The sequence below is a fragment of the Polaromonas sp. genome, assembly GCF_049790275.1.
Classification (GTDB): domain Bacteria; phylum Pseudomonadota; class Gammaproteobacteria; order Burkholderiales; family Burkholderiaceae_C; genus Polaromonas.
Genome location: NZ_JBAQYR010000113.1, coordinates 1 through 24,669, shown reverse-complemented (window position 1 = coordinate 24,669; position 24,669 = coordinate 1). Strand labels below are relative to the sequence as shown.

General features: G+C 64.7%; 24 protein-coding genes. 11 read left to right on the top strand and 13 right to left on the bottom strand.

Annotated features, from left to right (window positions below; translation table 11 throughout):
* Positions 1-8: 8 nt before the first annotated feature.
* The 7 genes from hpaH to hpaR all read right to left on the bottom strand — a co-directional run bounded on the left by hpaH (position 9) and on the right by hpaR (position 5,502).
* Positions 9-809, bottom strand: a complete 801-nt coding sequence (gene hpaH / locus WA904_RS14865) for a 2-oxo-hept-4-ene-1,7-dioate hydratase (protein ID WP_425197900.1) — start codon at positions 807-809, stop codon at positions 9-11.
* Between the two features lie 2 nt (positions 810-811).
* A complete protein-coding gene (locus WA904_RS14860; protein WP_425197899.1) occupies positions 812-1,219 on the bottom strand; it encodes a 5-carboxymethyl-2-hydroxymuconate isomerase in 408 nt (135 codons plus the stop codon).
* 15 nt (positions 1,220-1,234) lie between these two features.
* Positions 1,235-2,158: a 3,4-dihydroxyphenylacetate 2,3-dioxygenase gene (gene hpaD / locus WA904_RS14855; RefSeq protein ID WP_425197898.1), complete on the bottom strand. Its 924-nt coding sequence runs from the start codon at positions 2,156-2,158 to the stop codon at positions 1,235-1,237.
* A gap of 2 nt (positions 2,159-2,160) precedes the next feature.
* Positions 2,161-3,618, bottom strand: a complete 1,458-nt coding sequence (gene hpaE, locus WA904_RS14850) for a 5-carboxymethyl-2-hydroxymuconate semialdehyde dehydrogenase (protein ID WP_425197897.1) — start codon at positions 3,616-3,618, stop codon at positions 2,161-2,163.
* Positions 3,619-3,620: 2 nt separating this feature from the next.
* Positions 3,621-4,367 (bottom strand): fumarylacetoacetate hydrolase family protein, encoded by a 747-nt coding sequence (locus tag WA904_RS14845; RefSeq protein WP_425197896.1) that lies wholly within the window; start codon positions 4,365-4,367, stop codon positions 3,621-3,623.
* Positions 4,364-4,978, bottom strand: coding sequence for a fumarylacetoacetate hydrolase family protein (locus tag WA904_RS14840; RefSeq protein WP_425197912.1), 615 nt, complete (start codon positions 4,976-4,978; stop codon positions 4,364-4,366). Before WA904_RS14840 ends, WA904_RS14845 begins: the two co-directional genes overlap by 4 nt.
* Positions 4,979-5,070: 92 nt before the next feature.
* Positions 5,071-5,502, bottom strand: a complete 432-nt coding sequence (gene hpaR, locus WA904_RS14835; protein ID WP_425197895.1) for a homoprotocatechuate degradation operon regulator HpaR — start codon at positions 5,500-5,502, stop codon at positions 5,071-5,073.
* Positions 5,503-5,610: 108 nt separating this feature from the next.
* Between hpaR and radA the strand changes: the two genes are divergently transcribed.
* The 5 genes from radA (at position 5,611) to waaF (ending at position 9,894) form a co-directional block, all read left to right on the top strand.
* Positions 5,611-6,978, top strand: a complete 1,368-nt coding sequence (gene radA / locus WA904_RS14830; RefSeq protein WP_425197894.1) for a DNA repair protein RadA — start codon at positions 5,611-5,613, stop codon at positions 6,976-6,978.
* Positions 6,979-7,140: 162 nt separating this feature from the next.
* Positions 7,141-7,554 (top strand): glycerate kinase, encoded by a 414-nt coding sequence (locus WA904_RS14825; protein WP_425197893.1) that lies wholly within the window; start codon positions 7,141-7,143, stop codon positions 7,552-7,554.
* An 84-nt stretch (positions 7,555-7,638) separates the two neighbouring features.
* Complete coding sequence (locus tag WA904_RS14820) at positions 7,639-8,577, top strand: branched-chain amino acid transaminase (RefSeq protein ID WP_425197892.1); 939 nt, start codon at positions 7,639-7,641, stop codon at positions 8,575-8,577.
* A 2-nt stretch (positions 8,578-8,579) separates the two neighbouring features.
* Positions 8,580-8,789, top strand: coding sequence for a zinc-finger domain-containing protein (locus tag WA904_RS14815; RefSeq protein WP_425197891.1), 210 nt, complete (start codon positions 8,580-8,582; stop codon positions 8,787-8,789).
* A gap of 115 nt (positions 8,790-8,904) precedes the next feature.
* Entirely contained in the window at positions 8,905-9,894 is a 990-nt protein-coding gene (gene waaF, locus WA904_RS14810) for a lipopolysaccharide heptosyltransferase II (protein WP_425197890.1), read from the top strand.
* A 9-nt stretch (positions 9,895-9,903) separates the two neighbouring features.
* Here the strand turns inward: waaF and WA904_RS14805 are convergent, their stop codons facing one another.
* Entirely contained in the window at positions 9,904-10,521 is a 618-nt protein-coding gene (locus WA904_RS14805; RefSeq protein WP_425197889.1) for a carboxymuconolactone decarboxylase family protein, read from the bottom strand.
* 320 nt (positions 10,522-10,841) lie between these two features.
* On the opposite strand from WA904_RS14805, the gene WA904_RS14800 reads away from it, so the two are divergent.
* Entirely contained in the window at positions 10,842-11,390 is a 549-nt protein-coding gene (locus WA904_RS14800) for a 2'-5' RNA ligase family protein (RefSeq protein ID WP_425197888.1), read from the top strand.
* A 402-nt stretch (positions 11,391-11,792) separates the two neighbouring features.
* Here the strand turns inward: WA904_RS14800 and WA904_RS14795 are convergent, their stop codons facing one another.
* From WA904_RS14795 to WA904_RS14775, 5 genes are all read right to left on the bottom strand, one after another.
* On the bottom strand, positions 11,793-15,464 hold the full coding sequence (locus tag WA904_RS14795) for a hypothetical protein (protein WP_425197887.1): 3,672 nt from the start codon (positions 15,462-15,464) through the stop codon (positions 11,793-11,795).
* 3 nt (positions 15,465-15,467) lie between these two features.
* A complete protein-coding gene (locus WA904_RS14790; RefSeq protein WP_425197886.1) occupies positions 15,468-16,082 on the bottom strand; it encodes a hypothetical protein in 615 nt (204 codons plus the stop codon).
* Between the two features lie 215 nt (positions 16,083-16,297).
* The gene (locus WA904_RS14785) at positions 16,298-17,503 is read right to left on the bottom strand and encodes an ATP-binding protein (RefSeq protein ID WP_425197885.1); all 1,206 of its coding nucleotides are present in this window, start codon (positions 17,501-17,503) and stop codon (positions 16,298-16,300) included.
* 159 nt (positions 17,504-17,662) lie between these two features.
* On the bottom strand, positions 17,663-18,373 hold the full coding sequence (locus tag WA904_RS14780) for a response regulator (RefSeq protein ID WP_425197911.1): 711 nt from the start codon (positions 18,371-18,373) through the stop codon (positions 17,663-17,665).
* Positions 18,374-18,643: 270 nt separating this feature from the next.
* Positions 18,644-20,044 (bottom strand): AmpG family muropeptide MFS transporter, encoded by a 1,401-nt coding sequence (locus tag WA904_RS14775; protein ID WP_425197884.1) that lies wholly within the window; start codon positions 20,042-20,044, stop codon positions 18,644-18,646.
* 68 nt (positions 20,045-20,112) lie between these two features.
* Between WA904_RS14775 and WA904_RS14770 the strand changes: the two genes are divergently transcribed.
* The 5 genes from WA904_RS14770 to WA904_RS14750 all read left to right on the top strand — a co-directional run.
* Positions 20,113-20,931 (top strand): M48 family metallopeptidase, encoded by an 819-nt coding sequence (locus WA904_RS14770; RefSeq protein WP_425197883.1) that lies wholly within the window; start codon positions 20,113-20,115, stop codon positions 20,929-20,931.
* Positions 20,932-20,992: 61 nt separating this feature from the next.
* Positions 20,993-22,171 carry an HPP family protein gene (locus WA904_RS14765; protein WP_425197882.1) on the top strand — a complete coding sequence of 393 codons (1,179 nt, stop codon included), beginning with the start codon at positions 20,993-20,995 and terminating at the stop codon, positions 22,169-22,171.
* 137 nt (positions 22,172-22,308) lie between these two features.
* Positions 22,309-22,647, top strand: coding sequence for an Hpt domain-containing protein (locus WA904_RS14760; RefSeq protein WP_425197881.1), 339 nt, complete (start codon positions 22,309-22,311; stop codon positions 22,645-22,647).
* A 98-nt stretch (positions 22,648-22,745) separates the two neighbouring features.
* Positions 22,746-23,135 carry a response regulator gene (locus WA904_RS14755; RefSeq protein ID WP_425197880.1) on the top strand — a complete coding sequence of 130 codons (390 nt, stop codon included), beginning with the start codon at positions 22,746-22,748 and terminating at the stop codon, positions 23,133-23,135.
* Positions 23,136-23,234: 99 nt separating this feature from the next.
* Positions 23,235-24,669, top strand: a 1,435-nt coding sequence (locus tag WA904_RS14750; RefSeq protein ID WP_425197879.1) for an MFS transporter, incomplete at its 3' end; no start/stop codon positions are given.

Below are 24,669 nucleotides of genomic sequence, written 5' to 3'. Positions count from 1 at the left end.
TCTTTTGGTTAGATGAACTTGAATTCAAAGTGGCCCATCGGGCCATAGTCGGCGTCGAAGGCGTCGCCGGCTTTTGCGGCCACCGGCCGGGTGAAGGAGCCGGCCAGCACCACTTCGCCAGCTTCCAGGTATTCGCCCCAGGCGCTAAGTTTCATGGCCAGCCAGGCGACGCCGACGGCCGGGTGGCCCTGCACGCCGGCAGCCAGTCCGGTTTCCTCGACCACGCCGTTCTGACGCAGGATGGCGCCGACCCAGGGCAGGTCGATGCCCTGCGGCGACACCTTGCGGCCGCCCAGCACAATGCCCGCGTTGGCGGCGTTGTCGCTGATGGTGTCCTGCACCTTGCGCATGGCCTTGCTGTGACGGTCGAATTGTTCGATGCGCGCGTCGATGATCTCGATGGCAGGCTGCACGTAGTCGGTGGCACCCAGCACATCGTCCACGGTGATGTGGAGGCCTTCCAGCTTTTTCTTTAGCACAAAGGCCAGCTCGACTTCGACGCGTGGCGCGATGAAGCGGGCCGCCGGAATGTTGCCGGGTTCAAAAAACATGTCGTCCAGCAGTGTGCCGTAATCGGGCTCGTCGATCTGGCTGGAGATCTGCATGGCGCGCGAGGTCAGGCCGATCTTGTGGCCCCTGGCCACACGCCCCCCGGCGATTTTCATCTGCACCCAGGCGCGCGAAATCGCGTAGCCGTCCTCCACCGTCATGCCGGGGTAACGTTTTGAAAAATGCTCGACTTGCACGCGGGTCTTCTCGCTGTGGTCCAGTTCGGCGGCCAGCTGGGCAATGAGTTCGGGGCTGAACATGGTCAGGTTTTCTGGAACAGAGGATGAAGGTTGCTGTGTTTGCCGTCGTAGACCTGGCCGGGGCTTTCATCCACCTGCAGCGTGACGCCGACCAGCCGATCCTTCATCAAAGGATCAAAATGAGCTGCAGCCGCTGCCAACAGGGCGTCGCCAGCTCTCTTTTTAGTAGCATCCGAACGACCGGCAGCCATGCGCAGGTTGAGGTAGACAAAGCCGTAGTTCTGCTTCCCGTCCGCGACCGCGTAATGCGCGGCCGGATAGGCCAGTACCCGCGTGCCGCCGGTGGGAAAGACCTGCTTGCCCTCCTCGTCTTTCACGGCCAGCATGGTGTCGGCCAGCGCGCGGCACAGCGCCGTCATGTCGGTGGCGGCGTCGAGGTTGGGGGTGTAGAGGATGACGAGGTGGGGCATGGGTATCCTGTGAGGTCAGAGCCGGCTCACGGCCTGGTAGCCCTGCGCGGACGAAGCCTGCGCGGCGGGAATGGCGGCGCCGGTTTGTGGTGTGACCGGGAACACGGCATTGATCTGCCCCGTGCCCGAGGCGCCAAAGTAGGGCGTCACCACCTCCGCCTGGCCATCGTAGCCGGACCAGCCCAGCGCGCCCAGCAGCATGGCGGTGTCGTGCATGAAACCTTCGCCATGGCCCTTGGCCGCGTATTCGGGCAGCATCGCGCAGAACGCTGTCCAGTCGCCGCGCTGCCACATGCGCACCACTTCCTGGTCCAGCGTTTCCAGGAAGGGGCTCCAGATTTTGAAAGCGTATTCAGGGGCCAGTCCATTTTGCGCAAAGCGGTGCGAGAGGGAGCCACTCGCAAAAATCGCCACAGTGCCGTCGTATTCGTCTTCAATCGCGCGGCGTATGGCCCAGCCCAGGCGCGCGCTGTCGTTCAGGTAATGCGCCTGGCACAGCGCCGAGACCGACACCACCCGATAGTGCTGATCGGCGTTCATGTAGCGCATGGGCACCAGCGTGCCGTATTCCGGATTTAGCGTGGTCGCGTCGTGCGCCAGTGTTTCCACGCCGTGCGCATTGCAGGCTTTGGCCAGTAGCTGGCCCAGCGCCGGGTTGCCCGGGAACTCAAACCCCATGTTGCTGATGAAGTGTGGCAGCTCGTTGCTGGTGTACAGGCCCTTGAAGTGGGGCGCGCAGTTGATGTGATAGTTCGCGTTGACCAGCCAGTGCGTGTCGAACACCACGATGGTGTCCACGCCCAGGGCTCGGCAACGCCGGTCGATTTCCAGGTGGCCGTTGATCGCGTCCTGGCGTGTGCCCTTGCGCGGGCCGTCCAGCTCGCTGAGGTACATCGAAGGCACGTGCGTGATTTTGGCGGCGAGAGCGAGTGTCCCCATGTTCAGGCTCCCCAATGCGGGATGTGATGGCTTCCCAGTGATACGGCGACGTTCTTCGGTTCACAGAAGACTTCGTAACTCCAGGTGCCGCCCTCGCGCCCCGTGCCCGAGGCCTTGGTGCCGCCGAAAGGCTGGCGCAGGTCGCGCACGTTCTGGCTGTTCACGAAACACATGCCGGCCTCGACGGCTGCGGCCACCCGGTGGGCGCGGCCGAGGTTCTCGGTCCAGACATAACTGGACAGGCCGTACTGCGTATCGTTGGCCAGGCGGATCGCGTCGGCTTCGTCCCTGAACGGGATCAGGCAGGCGACGGGGCCGAAAATTTCTTCCTGCGCAATGCGCATGCGGTTGTCGACGTCGGCGAACACCGTGGGGAGCACGTAGTTGCCCTTGCTGACGCGGCCTGGCAGGTCCGGTGTGCCGAGCCCGCCGCACAGCAGGGTGGCGCCTTCCTTGGGGCCGAGCTCGATGTAGCTGCGCACCTTGGCCAGGTGGCCCTGCGAAATCATGGGGCCGATGGTGGTGGCTTCGTCGAGCGGGTCGCCGACCTTGATGCGTTTGGCACGCTCCACGAACTTCGCAGCGAAGTCGGCATAAATCGACTGCTGCACCAGAATGCGGCTGCCGGCGGTGCAGCGCTCGCCGTTGTTGGAAAAGATCATGAACACCGCCGCATCAAGCGCGCGCTCGAGGTTGGCGTCCTCAAAAATCACGAAGGGTGATTTGCCACCCAGTTCCATGCTGAACTTTTTCAGGCCGGCGGCCTGCACGATGCGGTTGCCGGTGGCGGTTGATCCGGTGAAGGAAATCGCGCGCACATCGGGGTGGCGGCACAGCGGCTCGCCGGCGTCCTTGCCGTAGCCGTGCACGATGTTGAGCACCCCGGGCGGAATGCCGGCTTCGAGGGCCAGTTCACCCAGGCGCGCTGCTGTCATGGGCGACAGCTCGCTCATCTTCAGCACCGCGGTGTTGCCAAACGCCAGGCAGGGCGCAACCTTCCAGGTGGCTGTCATGAAAGGCACGTTCCATGGCGAGATCAGCGCGCAGACGCCGGTAGGGTGGTACAGCGTGTAGTTGAGGTGTGTCTCGGTCGGGTAGGTGTGGCCGTCGACCCGCGTGCACATCTCGGCAAAGTAATAGAAGTTGTCGGCTGCGCGCGGAATCAGCTGCTTGCCGGTCTGCGCAATCACCTGGCCGCAATCATTGGTCTCCATCTGCGCGATCTCGGGCACATGGGCGGCGATCAGGTCGCCAAGCTTGCGGACCAGTTTGGCGCGCTGGGATGCCGGCATGCCGGCCCATTTGGGGAAGGCCACTTTCGCTGCGGCCACGGCGGCGTTGACTTCGGCTTCCCCGCCTGCAGCCACTTCGGCCAGCACGTCCTGTGTGGCAGGGTTGACGGTATCGAAGTAGCTGCTGCCAGCAACGGTCTTGCCGTTGATGAGGTGATCTATTTTCATGTTCATTCAATCGTGTTGAAAAGTTCGCCCAGACTCTCGATGCTGGTGACAACCACGTCGCCGGGCTGGCAATCGACCACGCCGTCGGGCGTGCCGGTCAGGATCAGGTCGCCGGGCTGCAGGGTCATGAAGCTGCTGAAATATTCGATCAGGAAAGGCACGTCGAAAATCATGTCGCGCGTGTTGCCCGTTTGCGTGACCTTGCCATTGACGGTGGTCTGCAATGCCAGCGCCATGGGGTCGGGCACATCGGCCGCGTCCACCAGCCAGGGGCCCAGCGGCGTACAGGTATCGCGGTTTTTCACACGCAGGTTGGGCCGGTACCAGTTTTCCAGGTAGTCGCGGATCGCGTAGTCGTTGGCGACGGTGTAGCCCGCGATGAAGTCATAGGCATCGTCACGCTTCACCTTTTTGGCCGTCTTGCCGACGACGACTGTGAGTTCACATTCGTAGTGCATGAACTGCACGCCGGCCGGTCGGTGCGTGAGCTGCCGATGGCCGGTCAGCGTGCCTTCGCCCTTGACAAAAACCAGCGGCTCTTCGGGCGCCTTGAATTCAAGTTCCTTCGCGTGATCGGCGTAGTTCAGGCCGAGGGCGAGGATGGTGCGCGGGCGTGGCGTGGGTGCCAGTGGTGGCAGCCAGTTGACCGCGTCTTCACTGATGAGCCGGCCGTCATCGAGCAGCAATCGACCATCGCGCTCGATGGCATGTTGGGCCTTGCCCTCATACACAACGCGGGCGTGCTTCATGCGAGCTCCTCAATGAGCGTATTGCTCAATGTGCCGAAGTCAGCCGCGCTGATGTCGATGCGATCACCTGGTCTGGCCAGCGGCCGGCCCGCATCGCAGCCCAGCATCAGCACATCGCCTGTACCCAGGGTCATGAATTCCCCGACATCAGCCAGCAGCCGGGCGGCATCGCGCACCAGATGCTTGAAGTTCACGGCTTGTCTGAGCTCGCCGTTGATGCGAACTTCGAGCATGAAGCCCGAAGGATCGCCGGCTTCGCTGGCCGGCACCAGGCGCTCGCCGATGCCCAGAAAGCCGTCCAGGCATTTGAATTTGACGGGTGGCCGGAAAAAGCTGGCGTGCGGCACGGACAGATCGTTCATCAGCACATAGCCGGCAACCTTGCCGGCCGCACCCATCACCATGGCGATGGTGGCGCCGATCTCCACTTCGGGGACACGCGCCGGTACGGCAATGGCCGCGCCATGCGTACTCCAGGTGTTGGCCGTTTTCACGTACAGCACCGGCGCTTTCGGCGGCGCCTTGTAAGGCGGCTGGTTCATCTGCGGCGCCAGCGCCTCGACTTCTGCGCGAAAGTTCAGCAGCGTGCCGTAAACCGTGCCGGAAGGCATGAAAGCGTTTGCCCCCACGCTTGCCACTTCGTGTGCTGCGCTGCCCCCCGACGGGGTGATTGCGCCTTGGGGCGGCCCGTCGGCGCGCTTGGTCATGGCTGCTCCAGTTCAATCAATTGGTCGAGCAGTTCATAGAGCTGCGCCAGGCTTTCTTTCCCCAATGTTTTTTCCATCCAGGCGTAGTGCGCCTCGATCGTCTGCGAGAGGGTCTCGACAAGCTGCATGCCCTTGTCCGTGGCTTCGACCACGGTGCGGCGCTGGTCGGCCGGGTCACGTGCGCGGCGGATCAGGCCGTCGCGCTCCATGCGGGTCAGCACGCCGGTCAGGCTGGGGCCGAGGATGAAGGCCTCGCGCGCCACCTTGCCGGTTTCCACCACGCCATGTTCGCCCAGCACCCGCAAGACTCGCCATTGCTGGTCGCTCAGCGCATGCTCGCGCAGGCGGGGCCGGGTGTGCGCCATCACGGATTCGCGCGCCTGCAGCAGCAGGCGGGGCAGGTTGCGGTGGGTGAAAGGGGTGGTCATGCAGGGCGTCAAAATTATTTAATATGTTAAATGAAATGACACTTTCCTGCCCAGCCCCTGCCTGCTGGGAGTTACCCGTACTGTGATTAATTACAGTAATATCGCCCCATGGCCAAAGACAAGACGATTTACACCTGCAGCGAATGCGGCGGCACCAACCCCAAATGGCTGGGCAAATGCCCGCATTGCGGCGCCTGGAACACGCTGATCGAATCGGTCGCGGAGAGCCAGTCACCCGTCAAAAACCGCTTTGCTTCATTGGCAAAACCGTCCGAAGTGGCGACGCTTGCAGATATAGAAGCGACCGACATGGCGCGCACGCCCACCGGGCATGAGGAGCTGGACCGGGTGCTGGGCGGTGGCATTGTCGAAGGCGGGGTGGTGTTGATAGGCGGCGATCCCGGCATCGGCAAATCAACCTTGCTGCTGCAGGCGCTCGATTCCCTGCAGCGCGCTGGCTTGGACACGCTTTACGTGACCGGCGAGGAAAGTGGCGCCCAGGTCGCGCTGCGTTCCCGCCGCCTCGGGCTGGACGGCTCGCAGGTCAAGGTGCTGGCGGAGATCCAGCTGGAGAAAATTCTCGCCACGCTGGAAGCCACACGGCCGGCCATGGCGGTGATCGATTCCATCCAGACCGTGTACTCCGAGCAGCTCACGTCGGCGCCGGGCTCGGTGGCGCAGGTGCGCGAATGTGCGGCCCACCTCACACGCGCGGCCAAGGCCAGCGGCGTCTGCATCGTGCTGGTTGGCCATGTCACCAAGGAGGGCGCCCTGGCCGGCCCGCGCGTGCTGGAACATATGGTGGACACCGTGCTTTATTTCGAGGGCGACACCCATTCGAGCTTTCGCCTGGTGCGGGCCATCAAGAACCGCTTCGGTGCGGTCAACGAGATCGGCGTGTTTGCCATGACCGAAAAAGGCCTGAAGGGAGTGAGCAACCCCAGCGCGATTTTCCTGAGCCAGCATGCCGAGCCGGTGCCGGGCAGCTGTGTGATGGTGACGCTGGAGGGCACGCGCCCGCTGCTGGTCGAAATCCAGGCGCTGGTCGACAGCGGCGGCCCCAGCCCGCGCCGCCTGTCGGTGGGCCTGGACCGTGACCGCCTGGCCATGCTGCTGGCCGTGCTGCATCGCCATGCCGGCGTCGCCTGCATGGACCAGGACGTGTTTGTCAACGCCGTCGGGGGCGTGCGCATCAGCGAGCCGGCGGCCGACCTGGCCGTGATGCTGTCCATCACCTCCAGCCTGCGCGGCAAGCCGCTGCCCAAGGGATTCATCGCCTTCGGCGAGGTCGGACTGGCCGGCGAAGTGCGCCCCGCGCCGCGCGGCCAGGAACGCCTGAAAGAAGCGGCCAAGCTGGGCTTCAGCGTGGCGGTGGTGCCCAAGGCGAATGCGCCGAAAAAGCCGATTGAAGGCCTGACCATCCATGCTGTCGAGCGTGTGGAAGAGGCCATGGAAGTCGTGCGCAGTCTCGCGTAAACAAGGCCACAGTCAGATTTGCTATCAAAAATATAGCTTCTCGCGCCCGTAACACATGGGCAAAACGCCGATTTAATCTACAAAATATGGCTGAACGGCCTGCCGGGCCGCCTACGCACTCCCCGCAGAAACCCGTCTGGCCGGGGCTGCGAAAATAGCGTCATGAACTTCCTGAAAATCCTTGTTCCGATCGCCGGTGTCGCCTTGGTGGCGCTGGCTTACCGTGGGTTCGGCTGGCCCGGCGTGGCGGCAGCCGTTGGTGGCTTGATGATGTGGCTGCTGCTGCATTTCACCCGCATGATGCAGGTGCTCAGGCGCACCGCCAACCGGCCCATCGGTTACCTCGACAGCGCCGTCATGCTCAACGCCAAACTCAAGCCGGGCATGACCCTGCTGCACGTGGTGGCCATGACGCGAAGCCTGGGCGCGCTGCAGTCCGAAAAGGACGCGCAACCGGAGGTGTTTCGTTGGACTGACGGCGGGGAGTCGCACGTCACCTGCACATTTGTTGGCGGCAAGCTGACGCACCATGTGCTTGTCAGGCCGGAGCAGCCCGATGCCCCGCCGGCCCCGTAAAATCAGCCTTTCGGGTTTTCGCAGGGCTCTCCAGCCCTGCCGGCCAAAGAATCACTCCCACGACATCACCACAGGATCAGCACCATGTCCCCAGTAGCACCCTCCATGGAAGACCGCGACGGAAAAATCTGGATGGACGGCCAGATGGTCGAATGGCGCGACGCCAAAATCCACGTGCTGAGCCACACCCTGCATTACGGTTGCGGCGCGTTTGAAGGCGTGCGCGCCTACAAAACAGCCAACGGCACCGCGATTTTCCGGCTCGAGGAACACACCGAGCGCCTGTTCAACAGCGCAAAAATCCTGCGCATGAAAATTCCCTTCAGCAAGGAAGAAGTCATGGAAGCGCAGAAAGCCGTGGTGCGCGAGAACAAGCTGGAAAGCTGCTACCTGCGTCCGCTGACCTGGATCGGCTCGGAAAAACTCGGCGTCAGCCCCAAGGGCAACACTATCCATGTGATGGTCGCCGCCTGGGCCTGGGGCGCCTACCTGGGTGAAGAGGGCATGAAACGCGGCATCCGCGTCAAGACTTCCAGCTACACCCGCCACCACGTCAACATCACCATGACGCAGGCGAAGGCGGTCAGCAACTACACCAACTCCATCCTCGCCAACATGGAAGCGCTGGACGACGGCTACGACGAAGCGCTGCTGCTCGACGCTTCGGGTTTTGTCAGCGAAGGCGCGGGCGAAAACATTTTTGTCATCAAGGGCGGCGTGGTTTACACGCCCGATTTGTCGGCCGGTGCGCTCAACGGCATCACGCGCAACACCATCCTGCACATCTGCAAGGACCTCGGCCTGGAGCTGGTGCAAAAGCGCATCACGCGCGACGAGGTCTACATTGCCGATGAGGCCTTCTTCACCGGCACCGCCGCGGAAGTCACGCCGATCCGCGAACTCGACCGCATCGAGATTGGCGCCGGTTCGCGTGGGCCCATCACCGAAAAAATCCAGAGCGCGTTCTTTGACATCGTCAACGGCCGCAACCCGAAGTACGCCCATTGGCTCGCGAAAGTCTGATCATGAGTACCTCCTCTACTGTTGAACTGCTGGCCAAAGACCTGAACCCGCAAGGTGGCGTGTTCTGCCCCAGCCCCAAGGCCGAGATGGCCGTCTGGAACAGCCATCCCAAGGTTTACCTGGACGTGGCGCGCACCGGCGAAGCCAAGTGCCCTTATTGCGGCACGACTTACGCGCTGAAAGCAGGCGAGCACGTCGGCGCTGGCCATTAGGGTCCCCGGCGTGCCTGACCCCAGCCAAGCGGCCGCCGCGGAACTGGCTTCGCCGGGCCGCCAGCGGCGCCCCCCTGAGGGGGAGGTGGCTGAAAGCCGCTTCGGGGGGGCATCGTTGGTTATCGCTCCCCAGTGGATAGGCGACGCAGTCATGACCGAGCCGCTGCTCCGGCGCCTGCACGCGCGCGGCGAGCAGCTCACCGTTGGAGCCCTGCCCTGGGTTGCGCCGGTGTACCGCGCGATGCCGCAGGTGCACGAGGTCATCGAGTTCCCGTTTGCACATGGCGGTTTGCAGCTGAAGGCGCGGCGCGCACTGGCCCGGCAGATCGAAGGCCGCTTCGACACCGCTTATGTGCTGCCCAATTCACTGAAAAGCGCCCTGCTGCCGCTGTTGGCGGGCATTCCAAAACGTGTTGGGTACCTCGGTGAGGCGCGCATCGGCCTGCTGACACACCGCCTGAAAAATCCGGCCAAAGGCCAGCGCCCGCCCATGGTGGCGTTCTATTCGGCGCTTAGCGGCGAAACCGACCTGGACGCAGATCGGCCGCAGCTGGAGATGCCGCCCGATGAGGTGGCACAGGCGCTCACCGAACTCGGCCTGCAACGCGGCGCCTATCACGTGTTTGCACCAGGGGCCGAATACGGGCCGGCCAAACGCTGGCCTGCACGGCATTTCTCCGAGTTGGCCCAGAACCTGGCGCTGCCCGTTTTGTTGTTGGGGTCGGGCAAAGAAGCCGCATTGTGCGAAGAAATCGCCGAGGCGGCCAACGCCAAGAGGCCAGGCGCCTGCGTCAACCTGGCGGGCAAAACCACCTTGCTGCAGGCGCTGTGTGCCATCGCCGCAGCCCAAAGTGTGATCAGCAACGACTCCGGCCTGATGCATGTGGCTGCCGCTTTTGGCGTTCCTCAGGTGGCGATTTTTGGTTCTTCCAGCCCGCTGCACACGCCGCCGCTGAATACGCGCGCCACCGTGCTGTGGCTTAAAAACGATCCAAGCTACCAACCACCGCTCGATTGCGCGCCGTGTTTCGAGCGCGAATGCCCGCTGGGCCACACCCGCTGTCTGAACGACATCAGCGCAGCGCGGGTGCTGGCGGCCTTGTAGCCGTAGCCATCAAGCCGGAAAGGCGTTCAGCGGCGCGAAGCCGGGCTTGTTCTCCGTGGGCGTGCGTGCCACGTTCATGACCCAGCAGACCATCGCAAAATAGCCGACCAGTGTCGTCAACTCGACCACACCCTGCTCGCCGAACACACCCAGTGCGGCGGCATAGCTGCTGTCGCTGACACCGTGGTGCTGCAGCAGTTCGGTGACCAAGTCCACGACAGCTGCCTCGTCCGGAGCCTGGCTGTGCGGGTACCGGCCTTCGGCAATCGCGTCCAGGCTGGCCTGCGGAACGCCGGCCTTGAGCGCCAACGGTGCATGCATCAACCACTCAAACTGGTTGGACACATGGCGCGCGACCAGGCACATCGCAAGTTCACGGATGCGGACTTCCAGCAGGCTGTCAAAACGCAGGTATTCGCCGACCATGCCGACACGCGACATCAACTCGGGGCTGCGCAGCAGGGGAATGAAGGGGCCGAACACGGCCTTGCGCGGCCCGGCAATCAGGGCGTCGGCCGCCTCGCGCTGCGCGGCAGACATGGCCTGCCTGGCCATCATGGGAAGCCGATCTTGAGGCGAGACGGAAAAGCTCTGGCTGACAGCTGCAGCCCGATGGTCTGGGGTCACGGTAAAACTCCTTGGATGGATTGCGGGGTCCGGGGCGTTGCTCAGAGCCGGGCTGCCTTTTCGTTTGACCGTGAATGGTAACGCGAGCTTTTGCGCCACTCACGGAAGACACCCAGGCGGGTTTTACTACGCTGTTGGCCCAAAACCTGTACAGAGTCGCTCAGAGCAATCTAGGGCGACTTTTTTTGGATGACGCGTGGCTTCACAGAGATATTCTCCCGCTGTGAAGCAATATGAAGGCTCGGTCACGTCAGCCTGCTTGCGGTCCTACACTTGGGTGACTTTCCCAAAACCATGCACAACAGTCAGGCCGTTTCAAGATGCCCAACGCCATGCCTAGCGAGCTGTTTTCCGCGCCCACGTATATTGTCCTGGACTTGCCCTCGCTCGCCGCGGAGGAAGTCACTGCCCTGCGGGCGAGGTATGACCCCTACGAAGCCAATCTACCACCCGAAATCACCGTCGCGGGGTCGTCGGGAGCGGGGACGCTCGCAGAAGCCCAGAGCGCAACAGACGTTTTCGCCGCGCTGGCGCGAATCGCGCGCCGGCACGCGCCTTTTGTTTGTGCCTTTGAGTCCATGCAACGGTTCCCCGGGGTGCCGGTGTTCTGGCTCAAGCCACGGGACAGGTTGCCGTTCGACGCATTGCACAGCGCTCTTTTGGAGTCCGGCGTCAGGTTCTCTTCAAGCCCGTTCGTGTTTACTCCCCACTGCACCATAAGCGCGACGGTTGAGCTTTCGAAAGAACAAGAAAGTGAGCTGCTCTGCTGCTCAATACCCAAAAAGGACTTTGTGCTGGACAAGCTGAGCGTGTACGAATTGGTGGGCGGCCAAGCGCGCTTGCTGCAATCGTTCCCCCTTGGTGCGTGAGCTTTGCCCGGCTGGGCTCAATGGAATCCCGGTCCTCTTTTTCGCGGCGCCAGAAATCGCTGGTAGCGCCACCCTAACTCCCTTGAAACGCCTGCCAGCATTGGCTCTCCGACCTTTCGGCCGCCAGCGTGGTAAAGCCCATACAGGCAAAAAAAAAGCCACCTTGCGGTGGCTTTGCCAAGTCCTTTGAGGGGACGTCGTTGAGACTGATGATCTGTTGGTCGACTTTTCGTCTTCTGCCTTTGTTCCAGCTTATCGGTGTTGTCACAGCAACGTTCTGACTTTAGGGTTCCACGTTATTTCAGGCATCCCCCATTTGAGGGAGGGGTGTGGTTTTTATGCGTGAATTTGGGGAAAACTGCGACGTTCTTCACACTTTTCGGCAAGTGACCCCGGGAGTCCCTATGGCTTCTGACTGCCTGCCACCGCGTCTTTCAGACCCTCCAGAAACTTGCCCGCTTCGGCCGCATCCGCGGGTGCAGGCAGCTTGTCGGCCAGGGCTTCGAGCCCGGATGGGAGTGCATCAGGCATTGGTGTAACCGGTTTCGCCGGTACGGCCTTGTCCAGCGCATCCTTGAGCGGCTGGGGCGGCCGCAAGCGCGTCGGGTCTGCAGTGGATGCGCCAAGTGGGGACGGGTCGGCGGGTGCCGCACCGCTGCCGCCAGGCGGCAGGTCGGACGGCAGTTTGGCGGGTCGGCCAGGCACCTCGGGCGTGTCCGGCTTGGCGACCGGGATGCTGGCTGGTGCGTCTGATGAGGCTGTGGAGGGTGAGGCAGGCAATCCGTCACCTGGCAGCTCGGCCGTCGCAGGCTTTTTGACTGCATCGCCACCCGGCAGTCCAGAGGGCTTGTCCGTTAGCTTTCCATCGGGCGGGCCTTGATCCACGGGCGCACCGTCTTCCGGCGTAACGGGGGCTTTGTCGCCGTCGCCTGGCGCCTGCGGCACGTCGGCTCCCTGTTGTGGTGACGGGGCATCTGTTGCAGCGCCGTCCGGGGAAGTTCCTGCGTGTGGACCGCTGCCTTGAGGGGCTTGCTGTTTGGCCGAAGGGGTCGGAGGGGCGCTGTCCCCTTTCGCCGAAGGGCTGGCCGGTGAGGCTCCGGCGTTATCGGGAGCGGCGCTGCCCGGGGCGCTGGCTGGCGCGCCAGCACCGGACGCGGCTGGCCCCTGGCTGGCCTCTGCGGGTGATGGCGGCGGCGCGGCTGCGGCTGCTTCTGCAGGCGGCGCCTTGCGTGCCAGTGCTTCGCCGCCGTGTTTGACGACCTCCGCATCCATCGTGGCCTCGGCGCTCACGACGTCGGCACGTGCGACCTCAGTTTGCGCCTTGGCTGTTTCCACTTCTTTCATGGCTTCTTCAATCAGCGCCTGGCCTTTGTCGCGGTGCTGCTCGACGTCGGCGCGGGCCTCGGCCGTGCGTTCGGCGACCTCTTTCGACGCTGCCTGCACCTGTTGCTTCAGCCCGTCCACTTCACCTGCGACCGATGCCAGCCGCTCGTCCATCTTCTGCTGCTCCTCTCGGGCGGCGTCGCCAGGCGGCGCGACGGCTGCCAGCGCGTCGTCCAGCATGGTGGCCAGGGACTGTCGGGCGTCTGCCAGTTTTTCCAGGGGCCCGGCGCTGGCCTGGTTCGCCGCTTCGGCCTGGGCTGCGGCGTCCTGCTGTGCGGAAGCCAGCGCGCCTTGCAGGGGCTCTGCGGCACTGAGCAGCGTCGCCATGCTGGCGGCGGTGGCGTCGGGCTGGCGGCTGGCAGATTGGCCCGCCGCTTCGAACTCCTGGCGCAGGGCGAGCGCGCTGTCGCTGGTGCTTTGCACGCCGGCCTGAATTTGCTGGAGGGCGTTTTCGGCTTCGGTGCGCAAGCTGTCCAGCCTGGCGCCCAGCCCGTCGACCTGGCTGGTGGCATCGTCGGCAGCCGTCTGCATCCGTGTGACCAGGCTGCTGGTTTCGCTGCTGGCCTGGCTGAAGCGGTCGGCCATTCCGGACAAGGACTGGCTGGCGTCGCTTCCTGCCTGCGCCGCCGACTGCACAGCCTGCTGGGCCTGGCCGATCAGGCCATCGGCCTTCGCGAGCACATCGTCGAGGACCTGGCGCGCGCGGTTCACCTGCTGGTTCAGCTGTCCTTTGAGATCTTCCATCAGGGCCTGAAGCTGGGCGGGCGGCCGTCGGATCTGTGCCTGAAGCGCCGACATCTGGTCACGCAGCGCCTGCACTTTTTCCTTGAGCTGGTCCATCGGAGGCTGCATCTTTGTCTGCACGTCGCTGATGCCCTGGATGACCCGGGACTCGGCGCTTTCCACCTGCAGGCGAACCGGCGCCACAAAGCGGCCCTTGAAACCCAGCACCTGCGCGCACACGGCGTTGACTTTTTCACGCGGCTGTGTGGCGGCGACAAAACTGTCGCGCGCCTCGCGCACCTGGGCCACCAGCTTGTCGGGTTGGGCCTTGACCTGCTCCGCTGCCGCATGCATTTCGGTTGAAACCTGGGTCATGCGTTCCTGCGCCTGCACCAGAGCGGCGCGCACCTGGTCCAGCACCGCAACCACCTGTGCAATGGCCTGGCGTACCTGTTCGATGGCCTGCTTGACCACGGTCCGCAACTGCTCGACGACCGCGATGGCCTGGTCCAGCAGGCCGATGGCGGTGTTGCCCGATGTCTTCACCGTGGCGCGCGCGCCGGCGATGGTTGTCCTGATGCCGGGAATCATCGCCTTGACGCCCATGAACAGCGTGCGCGCCGCTACCATGGCCAGAGAACGCGTGATGTACTTGGTGCAGACCGCGATGGCGTTGTCGCACAGTGCGTCGGCCTGGTCCATCTCGCGGCTGGCCTGCGCCAGCGCGCGGTCGGCGCGGTCCATGAATTCGCGGATGCGCTGCTGGATGCTTTCAATCATCTGCTGCGCTTCGTCGATTTGCGCTTCGACCGGCTGGAACCGCTCGGGCAGGGCTTGCAGCGTGGCCTTGAGTTCGTCGATCTCGGTGATGACTTCGCCCAATGTGTCTTTCAGCACCGTCAGCGTGTCGTCCACCCCGGTCACGGCGGTGTCCATGGTCTGCTTGAGCGCGGCAATCACGGTTTCCAGGTGGGTGATCTGGGCCTCGATGCTGGCCAGGATGCCGTCGATGACCTGGCCCACGGCTTCAATCTGCGCCGCGACCGCGTCGATGGCTGCTTCCACCCCCAGCACCGGCGCGGCAATGGCCAGTGCCACCTCGCGGGTGCGGTCCTTGAAACCGCCGACCTGTTCGGTGAGCGCGGCGAGTTCCTCCTCCAGCACAGTGACCGCTGCATCGATCCGGCCCATGACGGAGTCAATGACGCCGGACATATCGGCCACCACCGCATCAATCTGGGCTTGGAGCCCGTCCAGCACCGTTGCCAGGCTTTGCGCGGTGGCTTCGATGTCTGTCTGGATGCCTGTCGCAGCGCCGGCGACTTCCGCCCGCACGTTGCCGATCTCGCCGTTGATGCCGTCCAGCGCGCCCTGCACCTCGGCGTACACGCCGGCCTGTGCGCTGGCGAGGTCTGCCGGTTGCCTGATCTGCAGATCCACCAGGCGCTGCTGCAGGGGCGACAGCGTGCCGGCAAACTGCGCCAGGCGCGGTTCCAGGGACAGTGCCCGGTTGCCCAGGTCCTGCGCGCTGCGGGCGATGCCGGCCAGCCGCGGCGGAATGCCGGACACATCGGGGCGGATCGCCGCCAGCCGGCCCGGCAAACCCGTGGCGACCGACACGGCTTCCCGGGCATCGCCGGCGATGCCGGTCAGTTGCTGACCCGCCGCGGCCAGACGCGGCCCCAGGCCGGCCAGTGAGTTCACCACACCGCCCAGGTCCGATTGCAGCCGCGCCAGCGCCACCGACAGCGGTCCGACCAGCGCTTGCGGATTGAGTGGCGGACTCAGCCGGGCGATCTGCGTGGCCACCGCGCTGACCTGCTGGGTCACGGTGCTGATGGCCGCGGTGGCTTCGGCAATGCCGGCACCCAGTTCGGTCTGCAAGGTGCTTGAGGCGGTGGCGACCGACTCGATCACCTGCGTGGCGCCGGTGCTGATGGCCGTGCCGGCCCGGGTCACAAACTGCATGCGCTACAGGTCGTCGAGCGTTTTGGTCACCGACGTGCTGGCATCGGTCATGGCGGTCTCGATCAGCGGTACCTTGGACGGCGTCGGTTCCAGCGATACGCCGGCCAGGTCGATGCTTCCCATGGTGAGGTCGATCTGCTCCAGCGTCTGCTCGATTTCAGGCAACACCTCGGCGCCTTCGATCTGCACTTCTTCGAGCAGCGGCAGCAGCGGAGGTACCGCAGGCCGGTCGGGCAGGGTGTTGAGGTTGATCAGGGTGCTGGACGCCGGTACCGCGGCCTCGGTGGCGGGCACCAGAGGCCAGCCGCCTGTGCCGGCGCCTGCCTGGCGGTTCCTCAGCACCAGAGCGCCGCGTGCCAGTTTGGCGGCGAGCGCCTGCAGCACCTGCGCATCGGGCATGGCAAACACCGAGGGGGAATGTTCGCAGCGGTACAGGGCGTAACGCAGGACGGTGAGAGCTGCGGGGTCGGCGCTCCAGAAACGCAGGTAATCGGCAGCATGTTCGGCACGCTCGAACACAAGAGGTGTTCCGGCAGGTGTGCCGGGCAGCGAACTGAAAGCGTCATGCAGCCAGACCGGGTTCGACTGGCGCAGCAGGGTAGCGAGAGGCACGCTCATGCGAGCACCCGGATGGACAGGATGGCCTGCGGGCCGGCCCCCAGTTCAGGGAAAAATATTGGCGCGGCGGTTGCGGTGGGCGACATACAAGGCCTTCCCCTGGGTGGATGGAGGCGATTGTATATTTCGTCGGCCCTGCCGCGTATGCGTATTCCTGGTTGGCCTGTCCCGCCAATAGGACGATTTCATATCGCCTTTATTGGCGGGACAGGACGCTAGGCGGTGGCCGGCATCGGCAGCTCGACCACAAAGGAAGCGCCGCCGCCCGGGCGGTCTTCGCAGCGCACCTTGCCGCCATGCCGCGCGGTGATGGATTTGACCAGCGCCAGGCCCAGGCCCACACCGCCCTCGCGCTCGCTGGCACCCGGCAGGCGGTAAAAAGGTTCAAAAATCCGTTCGCGCTGGTCTGCCGGCACGCCGGGCCCCCGGTCATTGACGCGGATCACGGCACGCTGCTGTGCACCCGCACCGGTTTGCGCCAGTTCCAGGCTGATTTCGCCGTTGCTGTAGCGCCTGGCGTTCTCCAGCAGGTTGCGGATCAGCCGGCGCAGCAGGCGCGCCGAGCCCTGCAGTGTCAGGCTTTCGGTCTGGGTCGCCGTGCCCAGATCGGCCTGCACGCGCGCGCATTCCTCGGCAGCCAGGCCGGTGAGGTCCACGGTTTCGAAGGGTTCGGCATCCGCCTGCCGGGCGTCGAGCCGGCTGGCCAGCAGGATCTCGTCGATCAGCTGGTCCAGCTCGCTGATGCTGCGCGAGATCTCAGCGCGCTGCGCCGAGCCGGCGCCGCCACCCATCAACTCCAGGCCCATGCGTATGCGCGCCAGCGGCGAACGCAGCTCATGGGAGGCATTGGCCAGCAGGGATTTGTGCGAGGCCAGCAATGCTTTCTGCGACTCCATCAGCGTTTCAATACGTTCGGCGGCATGGTTGAAACGTTCGGCCAGGAAGGCCACTTCGTCGCTGCCCTGCACTGCCACCCGGGCCGACAGGTCGCCGCTGCCCCAGCGCTCGACGCCGCGCTGCAGCCCTTCAAGACGCTGCGTCAGGCGGCGGATGATGGGGTAGGCGCCTAGTGCCACGGCCAGTGCCACCACACCCAGCATCCAGCCAAAGCCGAAAGGCGCCCGGCTCCAGGCATTCCTGGGGGGGCGTTTGGGCCGGGGCAGTTCGAGGTTCAGCACCTGGCCATCCCGGGTCACCAGATCAAACTCCATGCCGTCGCCCAGTTTGCGGTCGGCTCTGGTCTGCGCCCGGCCGATCAGTTCACCGGCCTGGTTGTGAACCAGGACTTCGCGTATCGGCAACTGCGGGGGGTCGGTGCTCAACTGCCATGCGGCACCCATCAGGAAAGCAAGCACGACCACGGTCGCCACGACCGCCAGCCAGATGCGCACATACAGGTGCGAGGTAAAACGTGACCACATCCCGGAACTCCTATAAATCCGATTTGCGGGCGCATGGCTTCGTTGCCCGGTGCTAGGAATCCACCTGCACCGAAGTGCATTCCGGTGTCCTGCGCGCCGTGCGCCTCACCCTGCATCCCGGAAATCGAATTTCTGGAAGTTCCATTCGACGCATTCCGTTCAGTCCTGCTGTTTGGCAAAAACATAACCCACACCGCGCACGGTGAGGATGCGTTTCGGGTCCTTGGCATCCAGCTCGATGGCGCTGCGGATGCGGCCCATGTGCACGTCGATCGAGCGGTCAAAGGCTTCGAGTTCACGGCCGCGCACGGCTTCCATGATCTGGTCTCTGGAGAGCACGCGGCCGGCGCGTTCGGCCAGCGCCACCAGCAGGTCGAACTGGTAGGAAGTCAGCTCGCAGGTCTTGCCGGAGACAGACACGGTGCGGGCGTCGCGGTCAATCTCGAGCGAACCGAAACGCATGGTTTGCTGGCTGCCGGCCGTGCTGGCGGCTTCACCGCCACGGCGCAGCACGGCGCGGATGCGGGCCAGCAACTCGCGTGGCTCAAAGGGCTTGGGCAGGTAGTCGTCGGCGCCGATTTCCAGGCCGACAATGCGGTCCATCGGGTCGCCCTTGGCGGTCAGCATCAGCACGGCAGTACGCGATGCATCGCCGCCCATGCCCTTGATGCGTCGGCACACTTCGAGGCCGTCCATGTCGGGCAGCATCAGGTCGAGGATCACCAGGTCGGGCTTGCAGCTCTGCAGGGCTTCCAGGCCCTTGGCGCCATCGGCGGCATGGGTGAATCCATAACCCGACTGGCGCAGGTATTCCCCGACCATGGCTGCCAGGCGGGTGTCGTCTTCGATCATCAGAAGTTGCTGTGTCATGGGCTGGCTCACTGCGCGGGTGCTGGTGGGCTGATCAGTGTAGCTACTGGCGCCCGATGCGGGGCTGGACGCCAGTACATCGGTGGTAAACGGGCTTGGGGTGCGGTCACTCATGGGGGGCTCCTTCTTCAATGACCGCTTCATGGTGCGCGCCGCGCAACAAGTCGCGTTAAAGCGCCTGTAAAGTTAGGTAAACCGCTGAAGCAGGCAGCCGAAGAAGATCCCGGAGGGTGCGTAGCTATTATTCTGATAGCTGTTGGCGAGCACCAGTCAAGGGTTGGATGGTATTTTCATGCGTGAAGCCAGCCAGACCAGCAACAGCACCGGGACCCCCAGCAGCGCCGTTCCCGTGAAAAAACTGCTGTAACCAAACGCATCCACGTAGCTGCCCGAATAGCCGGCCAGAAACTTCGGCAGCAGCAGCATCATGGAGCTGAACAGCGCGTACTGCGTGGCCGAGTAGTTGATGTTGGTCAGGCTCGAGAGGTAGGCAATGAAGGCCGCCGAAGCGATGCCGCTGGACAGGTTGTCTGCCGAGATCACGAAAATCAGCGCGTGGACGTCGTGCCCCAGCGAACCCAGCCAGGCAAACAGCAGGTTGCTGCCGGCACTGAGCACCGCGCCCAGCATCAGCACACGCATCACACCGAAACGCATGGCCAGTGCGCCGCCCGCAAAGGCACCCACCAGCGTCATGATGACGCCATAAATTTTCGTGACGGCTGCCACCTCGTCCTTGGTGTAACCCATGTCCACGTAGAACGGGTTGGCCATGATGCCCATGACCACGTCGCTGATGCGGTAGACGGCGATCAGCATCAGGATCAGCAGGGCGTGTTTGCCGTAGCGGCGCAGAAAGTCGGCAAAAGGCTCGACCAGCGCGCTCTTGAGCCACTCGGCAGCGTTGCGTGCGGGCGGGAGTTCGCGCGGCGCCGGCTCGGGCGAAAACAGCACCGTGACCACACCCAGCAGCATGGAGGCCGCCATCACCAGGTAGGCGATTTGCCAGGCGCCGTGCTGGTAGGCGATCACGCCGCCTGAACCGCCCACTTCGGCCCGCGCGGCAATCCACAACACGCCGGCACCGGCCCAGATCATCGCCATGCGGTAACCCGTCTGGTAGGCCGCTGCGAGCGCGGCCTGGCGCTGCACGTCGGCCGACTCGATGCGAAAGGCATCCAGCGCGATATCCTGTGTGGCCGAGGCAAAAGCCACGGCCAGTGCGCACCACACCACCGGCAGCAGCGCAATTTTGGGGTCCGTCAGTGCCATGCCGGCCAGCGCTGCCATGATGACGCCCTGCGACAGCAGCAACCAGCTGCGGCGGCGCCCGAGCAGGCGCGTCAGCAACGGAATCGGCAAGCGGTCCACCAGCGGCGCCCAGACCCATTTGAAGCCGTAGGCCAGCCCGACCCAGCTCAGGTAGCCGATGGTGGTGCGGTCAATGCCGGCTTCGCGCAGCCAGAAACTCAGGGTGCCAAAAACCAGCAGCAGCGGCAGGCCGGCGGAAAACCCGAGCAGCAGCATGCGCAGGGTGGGGGCCTCAAGGTAAACCCGCAGGGTTTCGGCCCAGCCGGGGTGTTGGGCTGGGGCAGTCGGGGTAGCGGGAGTTTCAGGAAGCGGTGTCGGCTGACGCGGCGGCAGAGGTTTGTCGGATAAGGTCTCGCTCATGCGGGAATAATACGCTGTGACCTTCATGCCACGCATGGAGGAATATGCCCTGTATTCTGGAGATGGCGATGACATTTGTTTTGAAACCGACGCTGGCTGTGCTGGCTTGCACCCTGCTACTGAGTACCGCGCCAGCCATGGCGCAGGGCGACGGGGTGGCCGTGGGACGCAACTCGGGCTTCACCCAGCTGGTGCCGGCCGGGGAGATCGAGCAGGCCGCCAAGCAGCAGTACGGCAAGATGATGCAGGAAGCAGCGGCCCAGAAGGCACTGGCCCCGGCCAGCCATCCGCAGCTGCAGCGGCTGCGCCGCATCGCCCAGCGCGTCATTCCGCATGCGGTGAGCTGGAACCCGCGCGCCAAGGACTGGCAGTGGGAGGTCAACCTCATTGGCAGCAAGCAGATCAATGCGTTTTGCATGCCCGGCGGGAAGATCGCTTTCTACACGGGCATTCTTGACCAGCTGCAACTGAACGACGACGAGGTCGCCATGATCATGGGCCACGAGATGGCCCATGCCTTGCGCGAGCACGCCCGGGAGCGCATGGGCAAATCGGCGGCCACCAATATAGGCGCCAGCCTGTTGTCGCAGCTGCTTGGCCTGGGGGATCTGGGCCAGACCGTGGCGGGTCTGGGTGTGGAACTGCTCAATCTGCGTTTTGGCCGCGAGGACGAATCCGAAGCCGACCTGGTGGGCATGGAACTCGGCGCACGCGCCGGGTTTGACCCGCGCGCCGGCATCACCCTGTGGCAAAAAATGGCCACTGCCAACAAGGGCGCACCGCCGCAATGGCTCAGCACACACCCGGCGGGTGCCACACGCATTGCCGACATGGAGCGCAACCTGCCCCGGGTGATGCCGCTGTACGAGCGGGCGCGCAAAGGCTGATGGTCCCGTGGCCGGCCGTGTTTTTTCTGTCTGAACGGTGCGTTAAGCTGACCGCTTGACGATGCCTTCTTCCTCCAGCGCCGGCGCTGACACCGGCAAAAAGTCACCCCTGGCCGTTGCCGCTTTCTGGCTGCAGTCGTTCCGTCCTGCGCGAACCCGGATCAATGCGCGGGAACGCTGGCGCATTGTCCTGGGGTCCTTTGTCGGCATCCTGCTGGCCGGCCTGGCCTGCCATGTGGCGGGCGGCACGACCGATTCCGGCCTGCTGTGGCTGGTCGCGCCCATGGGTGCCAGTGCGGTACTGGTTTTCGGGGTGCCGGCCAGTCCGCTGGCCCAGCCCTGGTCGGTGGTCGGCGGCAACACGCTGTCGGCGCTGGTCGGCATCGCCTGCGCACGTTGGATCAGCCCACCGGAACTGGCTGCTGCCGTAGCCGTGGGCACCGCCATCGGCCTGATGCTGGCGCTGCGCTGCCTGCATCCGCCCGGCGGTGCATCGGCCCTGATGATGGTGCTGGGCGGCATCACCGATCCCTGGTTTGCGCTTTTCCCGGTGCTCTTCAACGCCGTGCTGCTGGCGCTCGCCGGGATTGCCTACAACAATGCCACGCGGCGGGCCTATCCGCATCGGCAGCAGCCCGCCGCGGACGGTGAAGGCCTGAGCCAGGCCCGGGCCGCCGATGCAGACCTGGACGCGGTGCTGGCCCGATACAACCAGGTGCTGGACGTCAGCCGCGATGACTTGCAGGCGCTGCTGGAGCAGATGAAATGGCAGGCCTACCAGCGCAAGCTGGCCGGGATCCGTTGTGCCGACATCATGTCGCGCGACCTGGTGACTGTGACCCACAGCACGCCGCTGGAGCACGCCTGGGCACTGCTGCGGGAGCGCCGCATCAAGGCCCTGCCGGTGGTGGACGCCGACTTCCGCATTGCGGGCATTGTCACGCTGGCCGACTTCATGCGAGCGGCCGAACTGGAGGGCTACCAGGGCATGGACGCCAAGCTGCGCAAGCTGCTGGGTGCCATCGGTCCGTCCGGCAAACCGCCGGTGGTGGGCCAGATCATGACGCGCCAGGTGCGGGTGGCCAGCGAGCAGCGTTACCTGGTGGACCTGGTGCCGCTGTTTGGCGGTACAGGGCACCACCACATTCCCATCATTGCCGACGATGGGCGGCTGACAGGCATCATCACCCAGTCGGATATGGTGGCGGCGCTGTTCGAACCACCGAAGCCACCGAATTGACCCCGGCTTGCGACCCTGCTGGCAGGGGGGTACAGAGGGTCGTGGTCTAATAAAAACAGCATGAAAAACCGCCCCGACCCTGTCCGGCCTGCCGTCCCCTGGGCGGCCATCGCGGCGAGCGCCGGGGAGGACTTGTCGTGAGCTCGCCGCAAGAGGAGTTCCAGCGATTCCTTGCCGAGCAGCGGATCGAGTACCAGCGCAGCCTGCCCGAAAAAATAGCCGAGATACGCGCGTTGTGGCAGGTGGTCAACGCAGACGCGGACGCACCCAAACCGATGAAGGATCTGGAGCGCATGGCGCATACCCTGGCCGGTACTGCCGGGACATTGGGTTATCGGGAAATCGGAACAGCCGCCAAGGCGCTGGAGCTTCTGGTGGAGCATGCGGTGGCCGCCGGGCCGGACCTGACCCTGACCCAGCGCTCCGAGATTGCCCTGGCCATCGACACGCTGCAGGCCGCCCTGCCCGCCGGATGATGGTTGCCCGGCTGCGTTTTCCACTTCATACTTGCGCATCCGAAGCGGGCCGCCCTCTGCTGCGCGACTGAGCCACCTTTTGACCACAAGGACCCCGAATGCCCAAACCCCTCGCCCGAATCCTGTATGTGGAAGACGAGCCCGATATCCGTGCGGTTGCCCAGATGGCCCTGGAGGCTGTCGGCGGCTTCACCGTGATTGCCTGCTCGTCTGGCAGCGAGGCGCTGGCGGCGGCCCCCACGGCGCAGGCCGACCTGCTGCTGCTCGACGTCATGATGCCGGGCATGGACGGCCCGAGCACGCTCAAGGCACTGCGGGAGTTGCCTGCCACGGCTGGCACGCCGGTGATCTTCATGACGGCCAAGGTGCAGGCTGCCGAAGTGGCGCAGTATCTCGAGCTGGGCGCCATCGACGTGATCCACAAGCCTTTTGACCCGATGGAGCTGTCGGCCCAGATCAGCCGCATCTGGACCCTGCAGAACCCCTGAAACACCGCAGTCTTGCAAGTCCGGCAGACATGTGTCCGGCGGGGCAGGCGTTTTCCCACCGCAAACGCCAGCCAGGCAAGCCCCAAACTCAATAGCGCGATGCCCCACCCCAGCCCACCGGAACCGTCCGGCGACATTCCCGTGACCCGGCACGACCCAGCCTCGCTGTCGGCCTGGGCGCCGCTCGGCTCGCCGGTTTTCCGCATGCTCTGGGGCACCTGGATGGCAGCCAACATCTGCATGTGGATGAACGATGTCGCGGCCGCCTGGCTGATGACGTCGCTGACTACCTCGCCGATCTGGGTTGCGCTGGTGCAATCGGCATCGACATTGCCGGTCTTTCTGCTCGGGCTGCCCAGCGGTGCGCTGGCCGACATCCTGGACCGGCGTCGCTACTTCATCATCACGCAGTTCTGGGTGGCCGCGGTGGCCATGCTGCTGTGCCTGACGATCGTCATGGACGTCATGACCGCGCCGCTCCTGCTGGCGCTGACCTTTGCCAACGGCGTCGGGTTGGCGATGCGTTGGCCGGTTTTTTCGGCGATTGTCCCGGAGCTGGTGCCGCGCGCGCAGCTGCCCGCCGCGCTGGCACTCAATGGCGTGGCCATGAATGCCTCGCGCATCATCGGCCCGCTGGTGGCCGGTGCGCTGATTGCCAGCGCCGGCAGCGAATACGTTTTTATTCTCAATGCCGCGCTCTCCCTGGCGGCCGGCTTTGTGATCATGCGCTGGCGCCGCGAACACGTGCCCAGCCCACTGGGGCGCGAGCGCCTGATCAGCGCGATGCGTGTCGGCGTGCAGTTTGTGCGCCAGTCGGCGCGCCTGCGCGCGGTGCTGCTGCGTGTGGCGCTGTTTTTCTTTCACTCCACAGCCTTGCTGGCCCTGTTGCCGCTGGTGGCGCGCGGCCTGCACAGCGGCGGCGCGGGTACCTTCACGCTGCTGCTGGCGTCCATGGGCTTCGGTGCCATTTTTGTCGTTGCCTTCTTGCTGCCGCGCCTGCGCCGCACTTTCTCACGCGATGCACTGGTGCTTGGCGGTATGGTGCTGCAATCGGTGGCGACGGCCGTCGTGGCCTTTGCGCCGAATGCCTACGTTGCCGCCCCCGCCATGTTTTTTGCGGGTGCAGCGTGGATCACCACGGCCAACACCCTGAGCGTGTCGGCGCAGCTCGCCTTGCCTGACTGGGTCCGCGCGCGCGGCATGTCGATTTTCCAGATGGCGATCATGGGCGCCAGCGCCCTGGGCGCTGCCGTGTGGGGCCAGATTGCCACCGTCACCAGTGTGCCGGCCAGCATGCTGACGGCTGCACTGACGGCGATTTTTTCGATCTGCGTCACGCAGCTGCTGCTGCGAGACCGCAGCATCGAGGAAGACCTGACGCCCTCGCGCGAGTTCAAGGTGCCGAGTGCCGAGGCGCCGCCGCTGACCGGCCAGGTGCGCATCACGATCGAGTACCGCATCGACCCGGCCCGGGCCGTGGAATTCCGCGCGCAGATGCAGGAAAGCCGGCGCCGCCGGCGGCGCCCGGGCGCCC

Bases quoted from the DNA above. Each gene is read 5' to 3' on its own strand.
- hpaH (WP_425197900.1), bottom strand. From the start codon at position 809: ATGTTCAGCCCCGAACTCATTGCCCAGCTGGCCGCCGAACTGGACCAC.
- WA904_RS14860 (WP_425197899.1), bottom strand. From the start codon at position 1,219: ATGCCCCACCTCGTCATCCTCTACACCCCCAACCTCGACGCCGCCACC.
- hpaD (WP_425197898.1), bottom strand. From the start codon at position 2,158: ATGGGGACACTCGCTCTCGCCGCCAAAATCACGCACGTGCCTTCGATG.
- hpaE (WP_425197897.1), bottom strand. From the start codon at position 3,618: ATGAAAATAGATCACCTCATCAACGGCAAGACCGTTGCTGGCAGCAGC.
- WA904_RS14845 (WP_425197896.1), bottom strand. From the start codon at position 4,367: ATGAAGCACGCCCGCGTTGTGTATGAGGGCAAGGCCCAACATGCCATC.
- WA904_RS14840 (WP_425197912.1), bottom strand. From the start codon at position 4,978: ATGCCTTCCGGCACGGTTTACGGCACGCTGCTGAACTTTCGCGCAGAA.
- hpaR (WP_425197895.1), bottom strand. From the start codon at position 5,502: ATGACCACCCCTTTCACCCACCGCAACCTGCCCCGCCTGCTGCTGCAG.
- radA (WP_425197894.1), top strand. From the start codon at position 5,611: ATGGCCAAAGACAAGACGATTTACACCTGCAGCGAATGCGGCGGCACC.
- WA904_RS14825 (WP_425197893.1), top strand. From the start codon at position 7,141: ATGAACTTCCTGAAAATCCTTGTTCCGATCGCCGGTGTCGCCTTGGTG.
- WA904_RS14820 (WP_425197892.1), top strand. From the start codon at position 7,639: ATGTCCCCAGTAGCACCCTCCATGGAAGACCGCGACGGAAAAATCTGG.
- WA904_RS14815 (WP_425197891.1), top strand. From the start codon at position 8,580: ATGAGTACCTCCTCTACTGTTGAACTGCTGGCCAAAGACCTGAACCCG.
- WA904_RS14800 (WP_425197888.1), top strand. From the start codon at position 10,842: ATGCCCAACGCCATGCCTAGCGAGCTGTTTTCCGCGCCCACGTATATT.
- WA904_RS14795 (WP_425197887.1), bottom strand. From the start codon at position 15,464: ATGCAGTTTGTGACCCGGGCCGGCACGGCCATCAGCACCGGCGCCACG.
- WA904_RS14790 (WP_425197886.1), bottom strand. From the start codon at position 16,082: ATGAGCGTGCCTCTCGCTACCCTGCTGCGCCAGTCGAACCCGGTCTGG.
- WA904_RS14785 (WP_425197885.1), bottom strand. From the start codon at position 17,503: ATGTGGTCACGTTTTACCTCGCACCTGTATGTGCGCATCTGGCTGGCG.
- WA904_RS14780 (WP_425197911.1), bottom strand. From the start codon at position 18,373: ATGACACAGCAACTTCTGATGATCGAAGACGACACCCGCCTGGCAGCC.
- WA904_RS14775 (WP_425197884.1), bottom strand. From the start codon at position 20,044: ATGAGCGAGACCTTATCCGACAAACCTCTGCCGCCGCGTCAGCCGACA.
- WA904_RS14770 (WP_425197883.1), top strand. From the start codon at position 20,113: ATGACATTTGTTTTGAAACCGACGCTGGCTGTGCTGGCTTGCACCCTG.
- WA904_RS14765 (WP_425197882.1), top strand. From the start codon at position 20,993: ATGCCTTCTTCCTCCAGCGCCGGCGCTGACACCGGCAAAAAGTCACCC.
- WA904_RS14755 (WP_425197880.1), top strand. From the start codon at position 22,746: ATGCCCAAACCCCTCGCCCGAATCCTGTATGTGGAAGACGAGCCCGAT.